Annotated in this window: 16 protein-coding genes and 1 pseudogene; 6 read left to right on the top strand and 11 right to left on the bottom strand. The window is 72.4% G+C overall.

Annotated elements, in window-relative coordinates; all coding sequences use genetic code 11:
• Positions 1-34: 34 nt before the first annotated feature.
• The 7 genes from AQJ11_RS21420 to AQJ11_RS21450 form a co-directional block, all read right to left on the bottom strand.
• Positions 35-493, bottom strand: a complete 459-nt coding sequence (locus AQJ11_RS21420) for a hypothetical protein (RefSeq protein WP_059264073.1) — start codon at positions 491-493, stop codon at positions 35-37.
• 116 nt (positions 494-609) lie between these two features.
• On the bottom strand, positions 610-2,040 hold the full coding sequence (locus AQJ11_RS21425) for an NAD(P)/FAD-dependent oxidoreductase (RefSeq protein ID WP_059264074.1): 1,431 nt from the start codon (positions 2,038-2,040) through the stop codon (positions 610-612).
• Between the two features lie 38 nt (positions 2,041-2,078).
• On the bottom strand, positions 2,079-2,879 hold the full coding sequence (locus AQJ11_RS21430) for an ABC transporter permease (protein ID WP_014675321.1): 801 nt from the start codon (positions 2,877-2,879) through the stop codon (positions 2,079-2,081).
• The gene (locus AQJ11_RS21435; RefSeq protein ID WP_058082083.1) at positions 2,880-3,809 is read right to left on the bottom strand and encodes an ABC transporter permease; all 930 of its coding nucleotides are present in this window, start codon (positions 3,807-3,809) and stop codon (positions 2,880-2,882) included.
• Positions 3,809-4,969, bottom strand: coding sequence for an ABC transporter ATP-binding protein (locus AQJ11_RS21440; RefSeq protein WP_059264075.1), 1,161 nt, complete (start codon positions 4,967-4,969; stop codon positions 3,809-3,811). Before AQJ11_RS21440 ends, AQJ11_RS21435 begins: the two co-directional genes overlap by 1 nt.
• On the bottom strand, positions 4,966-6,213 hold the full coding sequence (locus AQJ11_RS21445) for a polyamine ABC transporter substrate-binding protein (RefSeq protein ID WP_014675318.1): 1,248 nt from the start codon (positions 6,211-6,213) through the stop codon (positions 4,966-4,968). Before AQJ11_RS21445 ends, AQJ11_RS21440 begins: the two co-directional genes overlap by 4 nt.
• 50 nt (positions 6,214-6,263) lie before the next feature.
• On the bottom strand, positions 6,264-7,799 hold the full coding sequence (locus AQJ11_RS21450) for a gamma-aminobutyraldehyde dehydrogenase (protein WP_059264076.1): 1,536 nt from the start codon (positions 7,797-7,799) through the stop codon (positions 6,264-6,266).
• Between the two features lie 208 nt (positions 7,800-8,007).
• Between AQJ11_RS21450 and AQJ11_RS21455 the strand changes: the two genes are divergently transcribed.
• The gene (locus AQJ11_RS21455; RefSeq protein WP_059264077.1) at positions 8,008-8,571 is read left to right on the top strand and encodes an NADAR family protein; all 564 of its coding nucleotides are present in this window, start codon (positions 8,008-8,010) and stop codon (positions 8,569-8,571) included.
• Positions 8,572-8,690: 119 nt separating this feature from the next.
• Here the strand turns inward: AQJ11_RS21455 and AQJ11_RS51140 are convergent, their stop codons facing one another.
• Positions 8,691-9,563 (bottom strand): DUF4190 domain-containing protein, encoded by an 873-nt coding sequence (locus AQJ11_RS51140; RefSeq protein ID WP_244218312.1) that lies wholly within the window; start codon positions 9,561-9,563, stop codon positions 8,691-8,693.
• Positions 9,564-9,581: 18 nt separating this feature from the next.
• Between AQJ11_RS51140 and AQJ11_RS21465 the strand changes: the two are divergent.
• The 3 genes and pseudogenes from AQJ11_RS21465 (at position 9,582) to AQJ11_RS21475 (ending at position 13,007) form a co-directional block, all read left to right on the top strand.
• Positions 9,582-10,816: pseudogene (locus AQJ11_RS21465) on the top strand (adenosine deaminase).
• A 20-nt stretch (positions 10,817-10,836) separates the two neighbouring features.
• Positions 10,837-11,523 carry a glycerophosphodiester phosphodiesterase gene (locus AQJ11_RS21470; protein ID WP_015493357.1) on the top strand — a complete coding sequence of 229 codons (687 nt, stop codon included), beginning with the start codon at positions 10,837-10,839 and terminating at the stop codon, positions 11,521-11,523.
• 338 nt (positions 11,524-11,861) lie between these two features.
• Entirely contained in the window at positions 11,862-13,007 is a 1,146-nt protein-coding gene (locus AQJ11_RS21475) for a serine hydrolase domain-containing protein (RefSeq protein WP_059264078.1), read from the top strand.
• Here AQJ11_RS21475 and AQJ11_RS21480 read toward each other — a convergent pair.
• The gene (locus tag AQJ11_RS21480; RefSeq protein ID WP_059264079.1) at positions 12,997-13,509 is read right to left on the bottom strand and encodes a hypothetical protein; all 513 of its coding nucleotides are present in this window, start codon (positions 13,507-13,509) and stop codon (positions 12,997-12,999) included. The genes AQJ11_RS21475 and AQJ11_RS21480 overlap by 11 nt on opposite strands.
• 31 nt (positions 13,510-13,540) lie before the next feature.
• A complete protein-coding gene (locus tag AQJ11_RS21485) occupies positions 13,541-14,185 on the bottom strand; it encodes a nitroreductase family protein (protein WP_014675310.1) in 645 nt (214 codons plus the stop codon).
• Between the two features lie 98 nt (positions 14,186-14,283).
• On the opposite strand from AQJ11_RS21485, the gene AQJ11_RS21490 reads away from it, so the two are divergent.
• A complete protein-coding gene (locus AQJ11_RS21490; RefSeq protein ID WP_059264080.1) occupies positions 14,284-15,027 on the top strand; it encodes an IclR family transcriptional regulator in 744 nt (247 codons plus the stop codon).
• A gap of 25 nt (positions 15,028-15,052) precedes the next feature.
• Here AQJ11_RS21490 and AQJ11_RS21495 read toward each other — a convergent pair whose 3' ends face one another.
• A complete protein-coding gene (locus tag AQJ11_RS21495) occupies positions 15,053-16,480 on the bottom strand; it encodes a phytoene desaturase family protein (RefSeq protein ID WP_059264081.1) in 1,428 nt (475 codons plus the stop codon).
• Positions 16,481-16,637: 157 nt separating this feature from the next.
• Here AQJ11_RS21495 and AQJ11_RS21500 point away from each other — a divergent pair, with 157 nt between their 5' ends.
• Positions 16,638-17,843 carry an exo-beta-N-acetylmuramidase NamZ family protein gene (locus AQJ11_RS21500; RefSeq protein ID WP_059264082.1) on the top strand — a complete coding sequence of 402 codons (1,206 nt, stop codon included), beginning with the start codon at positions 16,638-16,640 and terminating at the stop codon, positions 17,841-17,843.
• The last annotated feature ends 146 nt before the right edge of the window (positions 17,844-17,989 follow it).

Below are 17,989 nucleotides of genomic sequence, written 5' to 3' on the forward strand. Positions count from 1 at the left end.
TCCAGACCAATGCCGTTGTCAAGGTGTCGGGGCGCTACCCGTTCCCGCCCCTCTCCCTCGCCGCCCCCGCCGCCGCCTCGTGCAGGGCCAGTTCCAGCAGCGCCGGGTCGGTCAGCGTGCCCGAGCCGTCCGGCGGCACCAGCCAGCGCACGCCCCGGACCGCCCGGCCGGGATGCGGCACGACGATCCAGGTGCCGGCCCCGGCGGCCTTGATCCCGGTGCCGAGCCAGCGGGCCGCGGTGCCCGGGGGCACGAGGAAGCCGACCCGGCTGTCGCCGAAGTCGGCGAGCACGGGGCCGAGCCGGTCGAGGAGCCGGGTGAGCACGTCGAGGGTCGGATAGCCGAGGTCACCCGGCAGGATCAGGACGTCCCACGCCTTGCCGGCGGGCAGCAGCGCGACCCCGAGGGGGTTGCGCTCCCACTCCCGGCGACAGGCCTCGGGGTCCGGTGCGACGGATGCCAGCCATTCGACCGCCGTCTTCGCCCCAGTCATGAGAAGGCCTCCCTTGCTCTCGTGGACGCGGTCGCGTCACGAGGGAGAGGGAGGCCCTGCGGGGAGCATTACGCGGGTTCGGGCGACTTGTTGCGGCGACCCGGATCAGCTCGTGGCTAACTGTCGAAGCCCAGTCCCAGCCGGTCCATCGTCCGCAGCCACAGGTTCCGGCGGCCCCCGTGGGCGTCCGCGCGGGCCAGGGACCACTTGGTGAGGGCGATGCCCGTCCAGGCGAAGGGCTCCGGCGGGAACGGCAGCGGCTTCTTGCGGACCATCTCCAGTCCGGTCCGCTCGGTGCGCTCCCCGTCCAGCAGGTCGAGCATCACGTCCGCGCCGAACCGGGTCGCGCCGACGCCGAGGCCGGTGTAGCCCGCCGCGTAGGCCACGCGGCCCTGGTGGGCGGTGCCGAAGAACGCCGAGAAGCGGGAGCAGGTGTCGATCGCGCCGCCCCAGGCATGGGTGAAGCGGACGCCCTCCAGCTGCGGGAAGCACGTGAAGAAGTGGCCCGCCAGCTTGGCGTACGTCTCGGGCCGGTCGTCGTACTCGGCGCGGACCCGGCCGCCGTAGGGGTAGATCGCGTCGTAGCCGCCCCACAGGACGCGGTTGTCGGCGGACAGCCGGAAGTAGTGGAACTGGTTCGCCGAGTCCCCGAGGCCCTGTCTGTTCTTCCAGCCGATCGAGGCGAGCTGCTCGGCGGTCAGCGGCTCGGTCATCAGGGCGTAGTCGTAGACGGGGACGGTGTACGACCGCACGCGGCGCAGCAGGCTCGGGAAGATGTTCGTGCCGAGCGCGACCTTGCGGGCGCGGACGGTGCCGTACGGGGTGCGTACGGCCATCCCGGCGCCGTAGCTCCTCAGGGTCAGGGCGGGGGTGTGCTCGTACACCCGCACCCCGAGCTTCAGGCAGGCCTTCTTCAGGCCCCACGCCAGCTTGGCCGGGTGGAGCATGGCCACGCCCCGGCGGTCCCACAGGCCGGCCTCGAAGGTGGGCGAGTTCACCTGCTCGCGCACGGCGTCGGCGTCCAGGAACTCGATGCCGTCCGCGAGCCCCTTGTCCTGGAGCTCCTGGTGCCAGTCGCGCAGTTCCCAGGCCTGGTAGGTCTCGGTGGCGACGTCGATCTCGCCGGTGCGTTCGAAGTCGCAGTCGATGCCGTGCCGGGCGATCGCCGCCTCGATCCCGTCGAGGTTGCGCCGGCCCAGCTCCTGAAGCCGGTGGATCTCGTCGGGCCAGCGGGCCAGGCCGTTGGGCAGGCCGTGGGTGAGGGAGGCGGCGCAGAAGCCGCCGTTGCGGCCGGAGGCGGCCCAGCCCACCTCGCGGCCTTCCAGTAGCACCACATCGCGCCGCGGGTCGCGCTCCTTGGCGTTCAGCGCGGTCCACAGCCCGCTGTAGCCGCCGCCGACCACGAGCAGGTCGCAGGTCTCCGCGGAGGTGAGGGCGGGCTCGGCGGGTGGCTTGCCGGGGTCTTCCAGCCAGTACGGGACCGGCTGGGCTTCGGAGAGAGAGGCGATCCAGTTGTCTTTGCCACGGCTCATGGCGCTTGGGGCCATGATTTCAACTCCCTACAGAGGACGTTCCGCGAAAGGGCTCATGCCTTTTGCTTGTTCCGGCGATTGCTGACGACCATCGACGTCAGCACGAAGAGGACGGCGATCAGGAACATGGCCGTACCGATCACGTTGATCTGGACGGGCGTTCCACGCTGGGCCGAGCCCCACACGAACATGGGGAAGGTGACGGTCGAGCCCGCGTTGAAATTGGTGATGATGAAATCGTCGAAGGAGAGCGCGAACGACAGCAGCGCGCCCGCGGCGATCCCGGGTGCCGCGATGGGCAGGGTGACCCGCAGGAAGGTCTGCACGGGACCGGCGTACAGGTCCCGGGCGGCCTCCTCCAGACGCGGGTCCATCGACATCACGCGCGCCTTGACCGCGGTGACGACGAAGCTCAGGCAGAACATGATGTGGGCGATGAGGATCGTCCAGAAGCCCAGCTGGGCGCCCATGTTGAGGAACAGGGTGAGCAGCGAGGCGGCCATGACGACCTCGGGCATCGCCATCGGCAGGAAGATCAGCGAGTTGACGGCGCCGCGCGCGCGGAAGCGGTAGCGGACCAGTGCGAAGGAGATCATCGTGCCGAGGATCGTGGCGCCGACCGTCGCCCAGACGGCGATCTGGAGGCTGAGGGACAGCGAGCCGCACATGTCGGCGACGCCGCAGGGGTCCTTCCAGGCGTCCGTGGAGAACCGCTGCCATTCGTAGTTGAAGCGCCCCTTCGGTTTGTTGAAGGAGAACACCGTGACGATGACGTTCGGCAGCAGGAGATAGGCGAGCGTCAGCAGTCCGGCGATGACGACGAGATGGCGCTTGAGCCAGGTGACGAAGGGCATTTAGACCAGGTCCTCCGTCCCGGACCGGCGGATGTAGAGCGTGACCATGGCCAGGATCGCGGCCATGAGGATGAAGGAGAGGGCCGCGGCCGTCGGATAGTCCAGAATCCGCAGGAACTGGGTCTGGATGACGTTGCCGATCATGCGGGTGTCGGTGGAGCCGAGGAGTTCGGCGTTGACGTAGTCGCCGGCCGCCGGGATGAAGGTCAGCAGCGTCCCGGAGACCACGCCCGGCATGGACAGCGGGAAGGTGACCTTGCGGAAGGTGGTCCACGGCTTGGCGTACAGGTCGCCGGCCGCCTCGTGCAGCCGCCCGTCGATCCGCTCCAGCGAGGTGTACAGCGGCAGGATCATGAACGGCAGGAAGTTGTACGTCAGGCCGCAGACGACCGCGAGCGGGGTGGCCAGGACGCGGTCGCCGGCCGTCCAGCCGAGCCAGTTGGTGAGGTCCAGGACGTGCAGCGAGTTCAGCGTGTGCACGACCACGCCGTTGTCCGCGAGGATCGTCTTCCAGGCCAGGGTGCGGATCAGGAAGCTGGTGAAGAACGGCGCGATCACCAGGATCATGATCAGATTGCGCCAGCGGCCCGCGCGGAAGGCGATGAGATAGGCCAGCGGGTAGCCGAGCAGCAGGCACAGCACGGTCGCGGCGGCGGCGTAGAAGACGGACCGCAGGAACTGCGGCCAGTACGCGGACAGGGCGTCCCAGTAGGTCGCGAAGTGCCAGGTGACCTTGTAGCCCTCCTCCAGGGAGCCCTGCTGCACGGAGGTGGAGGCCTGGTAGAGCATCGGCAGCGCGAAGAAGACGATCAGCCACAGGATGCCGGGCAGCAGCAGCCAGTAGGGCGTGAACCGGCCGCGCCTGCGCGGGGGCTTCTTCTCCGGGGCGGCGGGGGCGAGGGGCGGGGGCGCCTCGGTGAGGGTGGACATCAGGCGGCGACCTCTTCCTCGGTGCCCGCGTCGATGTCCTGCGCGGCGTCGAGCCCGAAGGTGTGGGCCGGGCTCCAGTGCAGGACCACGTCGGCGCCGGGGACGAGCCGGCCGTCCCGCTCGACGTTCTGCACGTACACCGCCAGCTCGTCGCAGACCGGGCTGTCGACGACGTACTGCGTGGAGACGCCGATGAAGCTCGCGTCGGCGATCTTGCCGGTGAGGCGGTTGCGGCCCTCCGGGATCTCCCCCGCGTCGTCGGCGTGCGTGAGCGAGATCTTCTCCGGGCGGATGCCGACCAGCACCTTGCCGCCGGCCGTCGTCGGGGCGGAACATCGCGCCTCGGGCAGCACCAGCTTGCCGCCGCCCGCCCTGAGCACGATGTCGTCGCCGTTCTTGGTGTCGACCTCGGCCTCGATGAGGTTGGAGGTGCCGAGGAAGTTCGCGACGAAGGTGCTCTGCGGGTTCTCGTACAGGTCGGCGGGCGAGCCGAGCTGCTCGACCCGGCCGCCGTTCATCACGGCGACCGTGTCGGCCATGGTCATGGCCTCCTCCTGGTCGTGCGTGACGTGGATGAAGGTGATGCCGACCTCGGTCTGGATGCGCTTGAGCTCCAGCTGCATCTGGCGGCGCAGCTTCAGGTCCAGGGCGCCGAGCGGCTCGTCCAGCAGGAGCACCTTGGGGTGGTTGATCAGCGCGCGGGCCACGGCGACGCGCTGCTGCTGGCCGCCGGAGAGCTGGTGCGGTTTCTTGCGCGCCTGCTCGCCGAGCTGGACCAGCTCCAGCATGTCCTCCACCTGCTTCTTCACGCTCTTGATGCCGCGCCGGCGCAGGCCGAAGGCGACGTTCTCGAAGATGTCGAGGTGCGGGAAGAGGGCGTAGGACTGGAAGACCGTGTTCACCGGCCGTTTGTACGGCGGCAGGTGGGTGACGTCCTGGTCGCCGAGCCGGACCGTGCCCGTCGTGAGCTCCTCCAGGCCGGCGATCATGCGCAGGGTGGTGGTCTTGCCGCAGCCGGAGGCGCCGAGCAGGGCGAAGAAGGAGCCCTCGGGCACGGTCAGCTCCAGCGGGTGCACGGCGGTGAAGGAGCCGTAGGTCTTGGAGATGCCGGAGAGGCGGACGTCGCCGCTGTTGTCTGATGTCGTCTTCATCGTCGTCACGCCCCTGTGAGCTTCGCGAACTTCTCTTCGTAGGCCGTCTCTTCCTTCGGGCTCAGGGAGCGGAAGGCGTGGGACTTCGCCTGCATGGCCTTGTCGGGGACGATCAGCGGGTTGTCCGCCGCGTCCTTGTCGATCTTCGCAAGGTACGGCTTCACCCCGTCGACCGGCGTCACGTAGTTGATGTACGCGGCGAGCGCGGCGGCCTGCTCGGGTTCGTAGTAGAAGTCCATGAGCCGCTCGGCGTTCGTCTTGTGCCGCGCCCTGTTGGGGACGCACATGTTGTCGGTCGAGGTCATGTAGCCGCTGTCGGGGATGACGAAGTCGACGTCCGGGCTGTCCGCCTTGAGCTGGACCACGTCCCCGGCCCAGGCGAGGCAGGCGGCGAAGTCGCCCTTGGTCAGGTCGGAGGTGTAGTCGTTGCCGGTGAAGCGGCGGATCTGGCCCTTGTCGACGGCCTTCTGGAGGCGGGCGATCACCGCGTCGTAGTCGTCGTCGCCGAACTTCGCCGGGTCCTTGCCCATGTCGAGCAGGGTCATGCCGATGGAGTCCCGCATCTCCGACAGGAAGCCCACGCGCCCCTTGAGCCTGGGGTTGTCGAGCAGGTCGGAGACCGTCTTCACCTCGATGCCGTCGAGCGCCTTCTTGTTGTAGGCGATCACGGTGGAGATGCCCTGCCAGGGGTACGAGTACGCCCGCCCCGGGTCCCAGTCGGGGTTGCGGAACTGGGGCGAGAGGTTGGTGTAGGCGTGCGGCAGGTTGGACGGGTCCAGTTTCTGCACCCAGCCGAGGCGGATCAGCCGGGCGGCCAGCCAGTCCGTGAGGACGAGGATGTCGCGGCCGGTGTCCTGGCCCGCGGCGAGCTGCGGCTTGATCTTGCCGAAGAACTCGTTGTTGTCGTTGATGTCCTCGGTGTAGTTGACCGTGATCCCGGTCCGCCGGCGGAAGGTCTCCAGGGTGGGGTGGTGCTTGCCGCTGTCGTCGACGTCGATGTACTCGGTCCAGTTGGAGAAGTTCACGACCTTCTCCTGGGCGGAGTGGTCCTGGGCGGAGGTGCCGCCCTGGGTCTTGCCCGCCGCGGGGATACCGCAGCCGCTCAGCGCCCCGAGACCGCCGGCGGCGAGCGCGCCGCCCGCGGACGCCCGCAGCAGCGACCGGCGGGTCAGGGCGGCCCTGCCGTTGCGCATACTGCGCCGCATGGCAGCCACTTGGGGCGGGGTGAGGCGGTCGGGCTCGTACTGCTCCATGCGCGTGGTGCCCTTTCGGAGGATCGGCCTGGTCGGTGGCCTGGTCGTCGCTAGCGGTCCCCGAAGATCGTGCGGTGCCAGTCCTTCCTGGCCACCGCGGTGTTGTCGAACATTACGTGCTTGACCTGCGTGTATTCCTCGAAGGAGTACGCCGACATGTCCTTGCCGAAGCCCGATGCCCGGTAACCGCCGTGCGGCATCTCGCTGATGATCGGGATGTGGTCGTTGATCCAGACGCAGCCCGCCTTGATCTCGCGGGTGGCCCGGTTCGCGCGGTAGACGTCGCGGCTCCACGCGGAGGCGGCGAGGCCGTACGGGGTGTCGTTGGCCAGCCGGATGCCCTCATCATCACTGTCGAACGGAAGGACGACCAGTACCGGACCGAAGATCTCCGACTGGACGATCTCGCTGTCCTGGGCCGCGTCGGCGATCAGCGTGGGCCGGTAGTAGGCGCCGTCCTTCAGGTCGCCCTGGGGGGCCTCGCCACCGGTCACCACGCGCGCGTAGCCCCGCGCGCGGTCCACGAAGCCGGCGACCCGGTCGCGCTGGACGTGGGAGATCAGCGGCCCGAGGTCGGTGCCGGGCGCGAACGGGTCGCCGAGCCGCACGGTCTCCATCAGCGCGGCGGTCCGCTCCACGAACGCCTCGTACAGCGGGCGCTGCACGTACGCGCGCGTGGCGGCCGTGCAGTCCTGCCCGGTGTTGATGAGCGCGCCGGCGACCGCGCCGTGCACGGCGGCCTCCAGGTCGGCGTCGTCGAAGACCACGAAGGGCGCCTTGCCGCCCAGTTCCAGGTGCAGCCGCTTGACGGTGGCGGTGGCGATCTGTGCGACGCGCTTGCCGACGGCGGTGGAGCCGGTGAAGGAGGTCATGGCCACGTCGGGGTGCCCGACGAGGTGCTCACCAGCCTCCTTCCCGGTCCCGGTGACGATGTTGAGCACGCCCTCCGGGATGCCGGCGTCCGTGGCGGCCCGCGCGAAGAGCAGCGAGGTCAGCGGGGTCAGCTCGGCGGGCTTCAGCACGATGGTGTTGCCCGCGGCGATCGCCGGGAGGATCTTCCAGGCGGCCATCTGGAGCGGGTAGTTCCAGGGCGCGATGGAGCCGACGACACCGATGGGCTCGCGCCGGACGTACGACGTGTGGTCGCCGGAGTACTCACCGGCGGACTGGCCCTGGAGGTGCCGGGCGGCGCCCGCGAAGAACGCGGTGTTGTCGATGGTCCCCGGCACGTCGAACTCGCGGGTGAGCTTGAGCGGCTTGCCGCACTGGAGGGACTCCGCGCGGGCGAACTCCTCGGCGCGGTCGGCGAGCACGGCGGCGAACCGGTGCAGGGCGTCCGAGCGCTCGCCCGGAGTGGCGGCGGCCCAGCCCGGGAAGGCGGCGCGCGCGGCGGCGACGGCCGCGTCGACGTCGTCGGTACCGGCCAGCTCGTACGTGTACACCTCGGCGCCGGTGGCCGGGTCGACCACGCGGTGGGTGCGGCCCGAGGTGCCCTGGGCGGGCCGGCCGGCGATGAACTGCGCGCCGTCCGCGAGGCGGTCCTGTGCGGGGAATCGTTCCGGGGTGGCGGTGCCCGGGTTGTGCATGTCGCTCTCCTCCGCCGTGCGCCCGTCCCGAGGGACGGGGGGCGTGGCTCCAGCTCGATTTGAGTGCCGATCCTGACAGAGGGACCGGACGTCAACAAGTGATTCCGTTGTTGCCTTTTGGTTACGCGACGGAATCTGTCGACCAGGTGTCGAGTCGGGGCGGAAAAGGACGGACGGAGTGTCAGTGGTGCGTGCCAGACTCGCGTGCATGGGGAAGATCGACGGGGTGGACGCCCTGATCAGGGAGGTCCGGGCGGGGTCCCGGATCAAGTACCTGCACTTCTGGGGACACCGGCCGCGGCCGGACGGCCGGGTCGGCGCGAGCTGTCTGAGCCAGTGGTGGCCGTCACCGTTCGTGGTGGACGGCGTGCGGTACGCGACGGCCGAGCACTGGATGATGGCGGGCAAGGCCCGGCTGTTCGGGGACGCCCAGGCGGAGCGCCGGGTGCTGGCCGCGGAGCATCCCGCCGAGGCGAAGAAGGTGGGCCGGCTGGTCCGGGACTTCGACGGGGCGGTGTGGGAGCGGGAACGCTTCCGGCTGGTGGTCGAGGGCAGTGTGCACAAGTTCGCCGCCGACGACGACCTCGGCATGTTCCTGCTGGGGACCGGGGAGCGGGTGCTGGTGGAGGCGAGCCCGGTGGACCGGATCTGGGGCATCGGCCTGGCCGCGGACGACGAGGCCGCCTCGGACCCGGAGCGCTGGCGGGGCCTGAACCTCCTGGGCTTCGCCCTGATGGAGGCCAGGGAACGACTGGCGGGCGCGGGAGCGTAGGCCTGCGGCGCCTTGGCGGGGGCGGCGTGGGGTTCGCGGTGCCGGGATTTCGACGCCTGGTTTTCGGCGCCGGCTGGGCGGTGGCGGGTCGGCGGTGGCGGGTCGCCCCGGCCGGCGTGTCAGGCGCCCGTCGCTATGAGCAGGGCGAACAGGCCCAGCACCAGGACGATCCCGGCGGCCCCGCAGATGATGCCGGCCAGGGCCACGCCCGGGTTCGTCGCCTCGCCTCGGCCGGCCCTGCCCCTGCCCAGCCCGCCGAAGATCAGGGCCAGGATGCCCAGCGCCAGGGCGATCGGCCACAGGATGAAGCCGACCGCCGAGATGATCCCCAGCACCAGCGAGGCCGTGCCCATGCCGTTGCTCGGGGGCGGCTGCATGCCGGGCCAGGGGTAGCCGGGGGCGGTGGGGTAGGGGGCGACGCCGCCGTACGGGGCCTGCTGCGGGCCCGGGTAGCCGTACGCGGGCGCGGTGCCCGGGTAGCCGTACGGCACCTGGCCGGGGCCGTCGGGGGCGATGGGAGGCGGCGGCACCGGATCCGCTCCCCCGTGTGGGCCGACGGGGGACCCGGGCGGGGCGAAGGGGTTCGCCGGGGGCGTGTAGGGGTTGGGCTGCGGTGCGGGGGCCGGAGGCGCGAAGGGGTTCGGCTCCACGGCGGCGGACGGCGGCGCGAACGGGTTCGGCTGGGGGGGCGGAGACGGTGGTGTGAAGGGGTGCGGGGCCGTGGACGCGGAGCCCTCGGCCGGGCCCGCCCACGGCGTGGGTACGGCGTCGGCGGGCGCGGCCGGGCGCGGGAACGCCGGCACGGATGTCACCGTCTGCTGGTCGTGCACGGCGCCGGGGGCGGGGACCGCGTCCTGGACCCGTGCCTCGTGCGCTCCCCCGGCGGCCGGTGCCGTCCGCTGCGGGTCCTTGTCGAAGGAGACCCGGGGCGTCGCGGGGTGGTGCCCGGCGCTCGGCTCCCCCGGCGTGGACTGCGGCACCTGGTCGGACATGGTCGGCACACCCCTTAGCTGGACGTCCCGTCATGCTACGGGCAGCGCGGGCCACCGCGGCCCGGGGCCTACGATGATGCGGCGCAACCCGATCAGCCGATCATCGCGCCCGCACCAGGGAGCACGTCCACCGCACGACGTGCCACGGACCACGTGCCGCGGGCGCCCGTCCCGGGGAGGACCCCTTGACCGACAGCTCCGTACCCGCCACCGGCACCGCCGACCGCGATCTGCGCGCCTTCATCGCCGGACTGCCCAAGGCGGAACTGCACGTCCACCACGTCGGCTCCGCCTCCCCCCGCATCGTCTCCGAGCTGGCCGCCCGCCACCCCGACTCCAAGGTCCCCAGCGACCCCGAGGCCCTGGCCGACTACTTCACCTTCACCGACTTCGCGCACTTCATCGAGGTGTACCTGTCGGTCGTGGACCTCATCCGCACCCCGGAGGACGTCCGGCTGCTCACCTACGAGGTGGCCCGGGACATGGCCCGGCAGCAGGTGCGGTACGCCGAGCTGACGATCACCCCGTTCTCCTCGACCCGGCGCGGCATCGACGCGCGGGCGTTCATGGACGCGATCGAGGACGCCCGGAAATCCGCCGAGGCTGAGTTCGGAACCGTACTGCGCTGGTGCTTCGACATCCCCGGCGAGGCCGGTCTGGAGTCGGCCGAGGAGACGGTGCGGCTGGCCACCGACGACCGGTTCCGCCCGGAGGGCCTGGTGTCGTTCGGGCTCGGCGGGCCGGAGATCGGCGTGCCCCGGCCGCAGTTCAAGCCGTACTTCGACCGGGCCATCGCGGCCGGTCTGCGCTCTGTCCCGCACGCCGGGGAGACGACCGGCCCGGAGACCGTGTGGGACGCGCTGACCGAGCTGCGCGCCGAGCGGATCGGGCACGGCACCAGCTCGGCGCGGGACCCGAAGCTGCTCGCCCACCTCGCCGAGCACCGCGTCCCGCTGGAGGTGTGCCCGACCTCCAACATCGCCACCCGCGCGGTCCGCACGCTGGAGGAGCACCCGATCAAGGAGTTCACGCGGGCCGGGGTGCTGGTCACGATCAACTCCGACGACCCGCCGATGTTCGGCACGGACCTGAACAACGAGTACGCGGTGGCCGCCCGGCTCCTGGACCTGGACGAGCGGGGCGTGGCCGACCTGGCGAAGAACGCCGTGGAGGCCTCCTTCCTGGACGCGGCGGGCAAGGCGCGGATCACGGCGGAGATCGACACGTACACCGCCGCCTGGCCCGCCTCCTGACACCGGCCACAATGGGGGCCATGCAGACGCTGACCGCCGTGGCCCACCGTGGCGACCCCTACCGTTTCCGCGAGAACACCCTCGACTCACTGCGGTCCGCTCTCGACCGGGGCGCGGACGCCGTCGAGGTCGACGTACGGCTCACCCGGGACGGCGTCCCCGTGCTGCTGCACGACGACACGCTGCGGCGGCTGTGGGAGGTCGACCGGCCGCTGGGCGCGCTGTCCGCCGACGAGCTGCGCGGGCTCACGGCGGGCGGTGTGCCGACGCTGGCGGAGGCGCTGGCCGCCACCGGGGACAGCAGGGTGATGGTGGACCTGTGCGGTCCGGTCGGCCCCCGCGCGGTCGCGCGGATCCTGGACGTGGTCCGGCAGTGCGGGGCCGGGGAGCGGGTCTACTACAGCGCCGGCGCCGAGGCGATGCTCGCCGTCCGCGCCGCCGACCCGGCCGCCGAGATCGCCCTGACCTGGACGACCCTGGCGCCGCCCCGGCCCGCGCTGCTGGCCGCGATCCGCCCGCGCTGGCTCAACTACCGCTTCTCCCTGGTGAACCGGGAGCTGGCGGCCCGCGTCCACCACGACGGCCTTCTGCTGTCCGTCTGGACCCCGGACACCCGCCGTTCCATGAGCCGCCTGCTGGACCTGGGCGTCGACTCGATCACGACGAACCGGGTCGACGTCCTGCACGCCCTGCGCACCGCCGTCTGAGCCCCCGGAGAACGCCCGCGGGGGCACGATTCGCCTGGGCGTCCGCGCCCTCGCCCCCCACTGCCGGATCAGCAGCGCGGCCGTCCGGGTCGTGCACGAGCCGTCGTACGACCGTGGGCCCGGCCTCGTCGTCCCCCTGCACACAGGAGCGCTGCACCCGCGCGGGCGGACCGTAGGGGTGATCCCGGGCAACTCCCCTAGAAGGGCGGCCGGTTGATCGGGGACCGGCAAGGGTCGTGCGTCCTCCTCGGTGAGGATCCGCGGCCCGGCCCGGCGGCTGAGGATGATCACGCACCGTCTTCCGGTGCCCAACGCCCAGCCACCACGAGGAGTCCCGTATGCCCCGCACCGGCCGTTCCGCCCTCCTGGCCACCGCCCTCGTCACCGCGGTGGCCGCCGGCCCGCTGGCCGCCCCCGCCTTCGCCGCAGCCTCGGAGCCCGCCCGTACCTCGACGGCCCCTGCCACCGCCGGCCCCGACACCGAGGCCCTCGCCGCCGCCGTCGCCGGGCTGCCCGACCACGACGCCACCGCCGCGCTGCTCCGCGTCGGCGGTGACGGGACCTGGCGCGGTACGGCCGGGGTGCGGGACGTGCGGACCGGAGCGCCGGCTCTGGAGAACGCGCGCTTCCGGGCCGGTTCGGTGACGAAGGTGGTGACCGCGTCGATCGTGCTGCAACTGGCCGCGGAGGGCCGGATCGACCTCGACGGGACCGTGCAGCGGTATCTGCCGGGACTGCTCACCGAGGACTTCGCGCCGGTCACCGTACGGCAGTTGCTGAACTACACCAGCGGACTGCGCCCGGGTGCGTCCCTCGGCGACACGGTGGAGGAGGGGTACCCGCACCGCTTCGAGACGCTGACGCCCCGGCAGGTCGTGGCGGACGCCGTGGCGCAGGGTCCGGCGTACGCGCCGGGCACGCGGCAGACCTACGGCAACATCCACTACACCGTGCTCGGCATGCTCATCGAGAAGGTGACCGGCGACTCGTACGCGCACCAGGCCGAGTTGCGGATCTTCCGGCCGCTCGGCATGCGGCACAGTTCCTTCCCGGCCGGCGCGGACCCCCGGATCCACGGCCCGCACAACCGGGGCTACGACTGGATCGACGGCAAGCTGGTCGACGTGACCGACTGGAACATGTCGGACCGGTTCGCGGCCGGCGACTTGATCTCCACGACCGCCGATCTGGAGCGGCTGCTGGTCGGGGTGTTCCGCGGCCGGGTGGTGCCGGAGCCGGAGCTGAAGGAGATGTTCACGCTGCCGGACGTGCCCGGGGCGCGGTACGGCGCGGGGCTGGAGCGGTTCGAGGTGAACGGCAAGGTGATCTGGGGCAAGACCGGTTCGCGCCCCGGGTACGCGACCGTGATCGCCGCGACCCCGGACCTGTCCCGCACGCTGGTCTACTCGGTCAACTCCACGGATGCGAAGGGCGACGGCCTGGCCGTCGCCCAGCGCTTCGCGTTCCCGGCGTTCAACCGCTGACGGACGACGCGCCGAGCGCCTCCAGCCGCTTGGTCTTCTTCCGTACGACGTACAGCGGGAGGATCCCGAAGACCCCGAACGACATGTCGATGACGCTCCACCAGAAGGGGATCGCACGGACCGGTCCGCAGACGAGGGCGAGCGGGACGATCCCGGCGCAGGCGATCATCCCGAACTCGACCACCCAGATGTTGCGGACGGGGTCGCGGTACGGGCCGTAGAACGCGACCGCGATGACGAGGTGGGCGAAGGCGAGCCAGTCGGTGCCGTACAGGACGAAGGGGTAGTCGGCGTCGACGGTGTCCAGCCCGACCCGCACCCGGGAGATCCACGCCATCAGTCCCGGCAGGTGCTCCGGCACGGACAGCGCGCGCAACACGCTCTCCGTCCAGTGCAGTTCGTGCACCAGCGGGAAGGCGGTGGCCCCGCTGAGCACGAGGCACACGACGAAGAGGGCCAGCCAGGCGCGGATGCCCTTGAGCAGGGCGGCTCTGTCGCTCATGGCAGCAGCGTACGCCCGGAATTGAACATGTTCAAAACTCTTCCCAGTGGAGCACCCGCTCCCGTGAAATGCGCTGGGCCGGGCGGAAGTCGGTGCCGATGGTGTACGCGACGGGGATGAGGGCGGCCTGCATGACGTCCTCGTACGGGATGCCGAGCACCCGCGCCGACTCCCGCTCGTGGACGAGGTTCCCGGTGGTCCAGCAGGTGCCGAGACCCCGGGCGCGGGCGGCGAGCATGAAGCTCCACACGGCCGGGAGGATGGACCCCCAGGTGCCGGCCTGGCGCAGCACGGGCGCGTCGTCGGTACGGCCCTCCACGCACGGGACGACGAGCGCCGGGACCTCGTGGAGGTGCTCGTACAGATGCGCAGTGCCGGAGTAGACCCGGTCCATCCGGGCCACGCTCGCGCGCCGCACATCGCGTACCGGCAGCGGCTCACTGGCGCCCGGCGCGCTCACCCCGGCCCGCCACACGTCGGCCAGGGCGGCCCGCCGGTCCGGGTCGGTGACGATGACGAAGTGCCAGCGCTGCCGGTTGCGTCCGGTCGGCGCCTGGACCGCGAGGTCGACGCATTCCTCCAGCAGCCGGCGCGGCACCGGCCGGGTGAGGTCGAGACGGTGGCGGACGGCGCGGGTGGTGGACAGGAGCTGGTCGGAAGAGAGGCCGAGAGTCATGTGTTGACCCTGACGGGCTGGGGCGTACCGGGACAACGCCCGGGTTCCACTGAGCGAAAACGCATCGAACACCCGGGCTGCGGACGCGGAGGAACGGTATGGCCGAGAGCGTGGCCGGGCGGGTCCTGTCGGTGCTGGACGCGTTCGGGGACGCGCCGGACACCCTGCGCCTGACGGACATCGCCCGCCGCACGGGGCTGCCCGTGCCGACCGCGCTGCGCATGGTGCGGGAACTGGTGGCCTGGGGCGGGCTGGAGCGGGCGGCCGACGGCTCCTACCGCCTGGGCACCCGCATCCGCACCCTCGGCGCCGCCGCGCCCTGCCCCCGCGGACTCCTCGCCACGGCCCTGCCGGCCCTGCGCACCCTCACCACCCGCACCGGCGGCCACGCCGACGTGGCGATCCCGGCCGACGGCGCGGCCCTCTGCCTGGTCACCGGCGAACGGCTGCCGCTGCACGCCACGGCGGCGGGCAAGGTGCTGCTGGCCTACGGGGTCGGGGGCGGGTACGCATACGGAAGCGGCGGCGCGCCCGGCGAGACCGCCGCCCCCGGCACCCGTACCGCGACCGGCCCGCTCCCGGGCGCCGTCCGCCACACCCCCTACACCGTCACCGCCCCCGGCGCGCTCGGTGCCCAGCTGGCCCGGGTGCGCGCGAGTGGGCTGGCGCAGGCGCACCAGGAGTACCGCCTGGGTGAACTCTCCTGCGCGGCCCCGGTGTTCCGGGACGGCATCGCCGTGGCGGCCGTGTCCGTGACGGCCGCGACGACCGCCCGCCCCGACCGGCTGGCCCCCGCCGTACGGCAGGCGGCGGCGACGGTGAGCCGGGCGCTGAGCGGCTGACGTGCCCGCGGCGCGCCCGTCCGCGTCACCAGTCCGGCGTCGCGCCGAGGTGGCGCAGGGCCGAGGCCGCCGCTCCCGCGCCGCACATGCCGTGGGCGCCGGGGCCCGGCGGGGTGGCGGCGGAGCAGGAGAAGACGCCGGGCAGGGTGGTGGAGTAGGGGTCGAGCGCGGGGCGCGGGCCGAACAGCAGCCGGGGGACGGTGCTGGCGCCGGTGAGGATGTCGCCGCCGGCGAAGTTGGGGTTGGCGGCGGCGAAGCCGGCCGGTGAGGTGGCGCGCAGGGCGGTGACGCGGTCCCGGGTGCCGGGGGCGAAGCGTTCGAGCCGGCCGAGGATGGCTTCCGTGGCGTCGCCGTCGTATCCGTGGGGGACGTGGGCGTAGGCCCAGACGGGGTGGACGTCGCCGGCGGACCGGCCGGGGTCGGCCAGGTACTGCTGGGCGACCAGGACGAAGGGGCGCTCGGGCATACGGCCGTCGTCCACGTCCCTTGCCGCCTGGGCGATCTCGGCGAGCGTGCCGCCGAGGTGCACGAACCCGGACCGCCGGGCGTGCGCGTTCGTCCACGGCACGCCCTGTTCGACGGCCAGGTCCACCTTGAAGGCGGCGGGGCCGCGCCGGTAGCGCTGGTAGGCGCGGCGCACACGGGTGGGCAGCCGGTCGCCGTAGACGCGGGCGATCTGCGCGGGGTCGAGGTCGAGGAGGGTGACGTCGGCGGGCGGGATCTGGGTGTGGCGGGTGATGCGGACGCCGGTGTGGACGCGGCCTCCGTGCGCGCGGAGTGCCCGTTCCAGGCTGCGGGCGATGGCCTGGGAGCCGCCTTCCGCCACGGCCCATCCGGTGGCGTGGCCGGCGGCGAGGATGCCGAGCCCGATGGCGGACCCGAACGGCTCGGACAGCGGGCGGAAGGAGTGCGCGGCGACCCCGGCCCACAGGGCCCGGGCCCGGGTGGTGGAGAAGAGGCGGGCGAGCAGGGTGGCGGGCAGGGGGGTGGGCAGGCCGAAGCGGGCGAGGAGCAGAGGGTGGGAGGGGACGCGCAGGAGGGGGCCCAGCACGTCGTGGCTCAGGGCCTCCCAGTGGCGCGCCGAGGGCTCCAGCAGGCGCCGGTAGCGGGGGCCGTCGGGGCCGAGCAGGCGGGCGGTGTCCTTCACCGAGCGCAGCAGCACCCCCGCCGTGCCGTCGTCCAGGGGGTGGACGCAGTCGACGTCCGGCAGCCGCCAGCGCAGTCCGTGCCGTGCGAGGTCCAGCGCCTTGTGCGCGGGCGAGGCGACGGTCATGGAGTGGACGGCCGAGCAGTGGTCGTGCAGCAGGCCGGGCAGGAGCGCCTCCTGGCTGCGGGTGCCGCCACCGACCTCGTCGGCGGCCTCCAGGAGGGTGACGTCCAGGCCGGCCCGGGCGAGGAGCGCGGCGGCGGTGAGTCCGTTGGGTCCGCCGCCGACGACGATCGCGGTGGTCATGGGGTGATGTCTCCCACGCCGCCCTCCACCGCGAACGTCCTCTTCCGGCCGGAACAGCCGCCTCGGCACGAACCGCCCTGAATCATTGCAAAGTTCCCGGACATACCAGTAAATTGCGCCCCACCCTTCGAGACGTCACCGGCAGACGGGGCAACGGATGAGCACGGACGACCGCGTCGCGGTGACGACCGGGATCGCACGACTGCACGCGTCGCCCGGACTCGCCGGGCCCGGCCGGCTGGGGCTGGTGACCAACCACACCGGCGTCCTCCCCGATCTGCGTCCCGCCGCGCCCGCGCTGCTCGCGGCCGGCGCGCCGCTGGTCGCCCTGTTCGGACCCGAGCACGGGCTGCACGGGACCGGCCAGGCCGGGCAGGGCGAGACCGCCCGGCGGGACCCCGCCACGGGCCTGCCGGTCCACGACACCTACCGGTGCGACGGCGAGCGCCTCGACACCCTGCTGCTCGACAGCGGCGTCGACGCCCTGGTGTTCGACCTCCAGGACATCGGGGCCCGGTTCTACACCTACGTGTGGACGATGTTCGACCTGATGGTCTCGGCGGCCCGTACGGGCGTACGGTTCGTGGTCGCCGACCGGCCGAATCCGCTCGGCGGTCTCGTCAGCGAGGGTCCGCTGCTCGATCCGGCGTGGGCCAGCTTCCTCGGGCGCGCCCCGATACCGGTCCGGCACGGCCTCACCTGCGGTGAACTCGCCCGGCACCTCAACGCCTCCGCCGTCGCCCACGTCGCGGGCCGGCCCGCCGACCTGACGGTGATCGAGGCGGCCGGCTGGCGGCGCGCCATGGACGCGGCGGCCACCGGCCTGCCGTGGATCGCGCCCTCGCCGAACATCCCGACGCCCGCCACGGCCGCCGTCTACCCCGGCACCTGCCTGTTCGAGGGGACGAACCTCTCCGAGGGCCGGGGCACCACGCAGCCCTTCGAGATCGTCGGGGCGCCGTACCTCGACGCGCGGTTCGCGCCCGCGCTCGCCGAACTCGCCCTGCCGGGAGTGCACTTCCGTGACCTGCGCTTCGTACCGACCTTCCACAAACACGCCGGACGGCCGCTGCGCGGGGTCCAGCTCCACCTCACCGACCCCGTGGCGTTCGCGCCCGTACGCACCGCCGTGGCGATGCTCGCCACGCTGCGACGGCTGTACCCGGACGACTTCGCCTGGCACAGCCCGGACGGCGGCGCGGAGGGAACCGGGGAGACCGGCCGCCGTCCCTTCATCGACCTGCTGTGGGGTTCCGACCGGTTGCGGCGCACCGTCGACGCGGGCGACGACCCCCTGCCGCTGTGCGCCCCGCCGGCCCCGCCCGCCGACTGGGCCGGTGCCGACGTGCTGCTCTACCCCTGAGCCCACGACCCGTCGTACGCCCCGCCCCCGGGACCGGGGCCGTGCCCCTGCCCCCGCCCCCGTCTGCCCCGCGCCCGCGGGTGGAAGGACTCCCCGTCGATGACCGACCGCAGGACGACATCCCGGGCCGGGACGCGTGGATTTCG

The sequence above is a fragment of the Streptomyces corchorusii genome (genome assembly GCF_001514055.1).
GTDB lineage: Bacteria > Actinomycetota > Actinomycetes > Streptomycetales > Streptomycetaceae > Streptomyces > Streptomyces olivaceoviridis.

Coding starts and splice junctions, on each gene's coding strand:
- AQJ11_RS51140 (WP_244218312.1), bottom strand. CDS start 9,563: ATGTCCGACCAGGTGCCGCAGTCCACGCCGGGGGAGCCGAGCGCCGGG.
- AQJ11_RS21420 (WP_059264073.1), bottom strand. CDS start 493: ATGACTGGGGCGAAGACGGCGGTCGAATGGCTGGCATCCGTCGCACCG.
- AQJ11_RS21430 (WP_014675321.1), bottom strand. CDS start 2,879: ATGCCCTTCGTCACCTGGCTCAAGCGCCATCTCGTCGTCATCGCCGGA.
- AQJ11_RS21455 (WP_059264077.1), top strand. CDS start 8,008: ATGGGGAAGATCGACGGGGTGGACGCCCTGATCAGGGAGGTCCGGGCG.
- AQJ11_RS21425 (WP_059264074.1), bottom strand. CDS start 2,040: ATGGCCCCAAGCGCCATGAGCCGTGGCAAAGACAACTGGATCGCCTCT.
- AQJ11_RS21470 (WP_015493357.1), top strand. CDS start 10,837: ATGCAGACGCTGACCGCCGTGGCCCACCGTGGCGACCCCTACCGTTTC.
- AQJ11_RS21445 (WP_014675318.1), bottom strand. CDS start 6,213: ATGGAGCAGTACGAGCCCGACCGCCTCACCCCGCCCCAAGTGGCTGCC.
- AQJ11_RS21495 (WP_059264081.1), bottom strand. CDS start 16,480: ATGACCACCGCGATCGTCGTCGGCGGCGGACCCAACGGACTCACCGCC.
- AQJ11_RS21480 (WP_059264079.1), bottom strand. CDS start 13,509: ATGAGCGACAGAGCCGCCCTGCTCAAGGGCATCCGCGCCTGGCTGGCC.
- AQJ11_RS21435 (WP_058082083.1), bottom strand. CDS start 3,809: ATGTCCACCCTCACCGAGGCGCCCCCGCCCCTCGCCCCCGCCGCCCCG.
- AQJ11_RS21475 (WP_059264078.1), top strand. CDS start 11,862: ATGCCCCGCACCGGCCGTTCCGCCCTCCTGGCCACCGCCCTCGTCACC.
- AQJ11_RS21500 (WP_059264082.1), top strand. CDS start 16,638: ATGAGCACGGACGACCGCGTCGCGGTGACGACCGGGATCGCACGACTG.
- AQJ11_RS21450 (WP_059264076.1), bottom strand. CDS start 7,799: ATGCACAACCCGGGCACCGCCACCCCGGAACGATTCCCCGCACAGGAC.
- AQJ11_RS21485 (WP_014675310.1), bottom strand. CDS start 14,185: ATGACTCTCGGCCTCTCTTCCGACCAGCTCCTGTCCACCACCCGCGCC.
- AQJ11_RS21490 (WP_059264080.1), top strand. CDS start 14,284: ATGGCCGAGAGCGTGGCCGGGCGGGTCCTGTCGGTGCTGGACGCGTTC.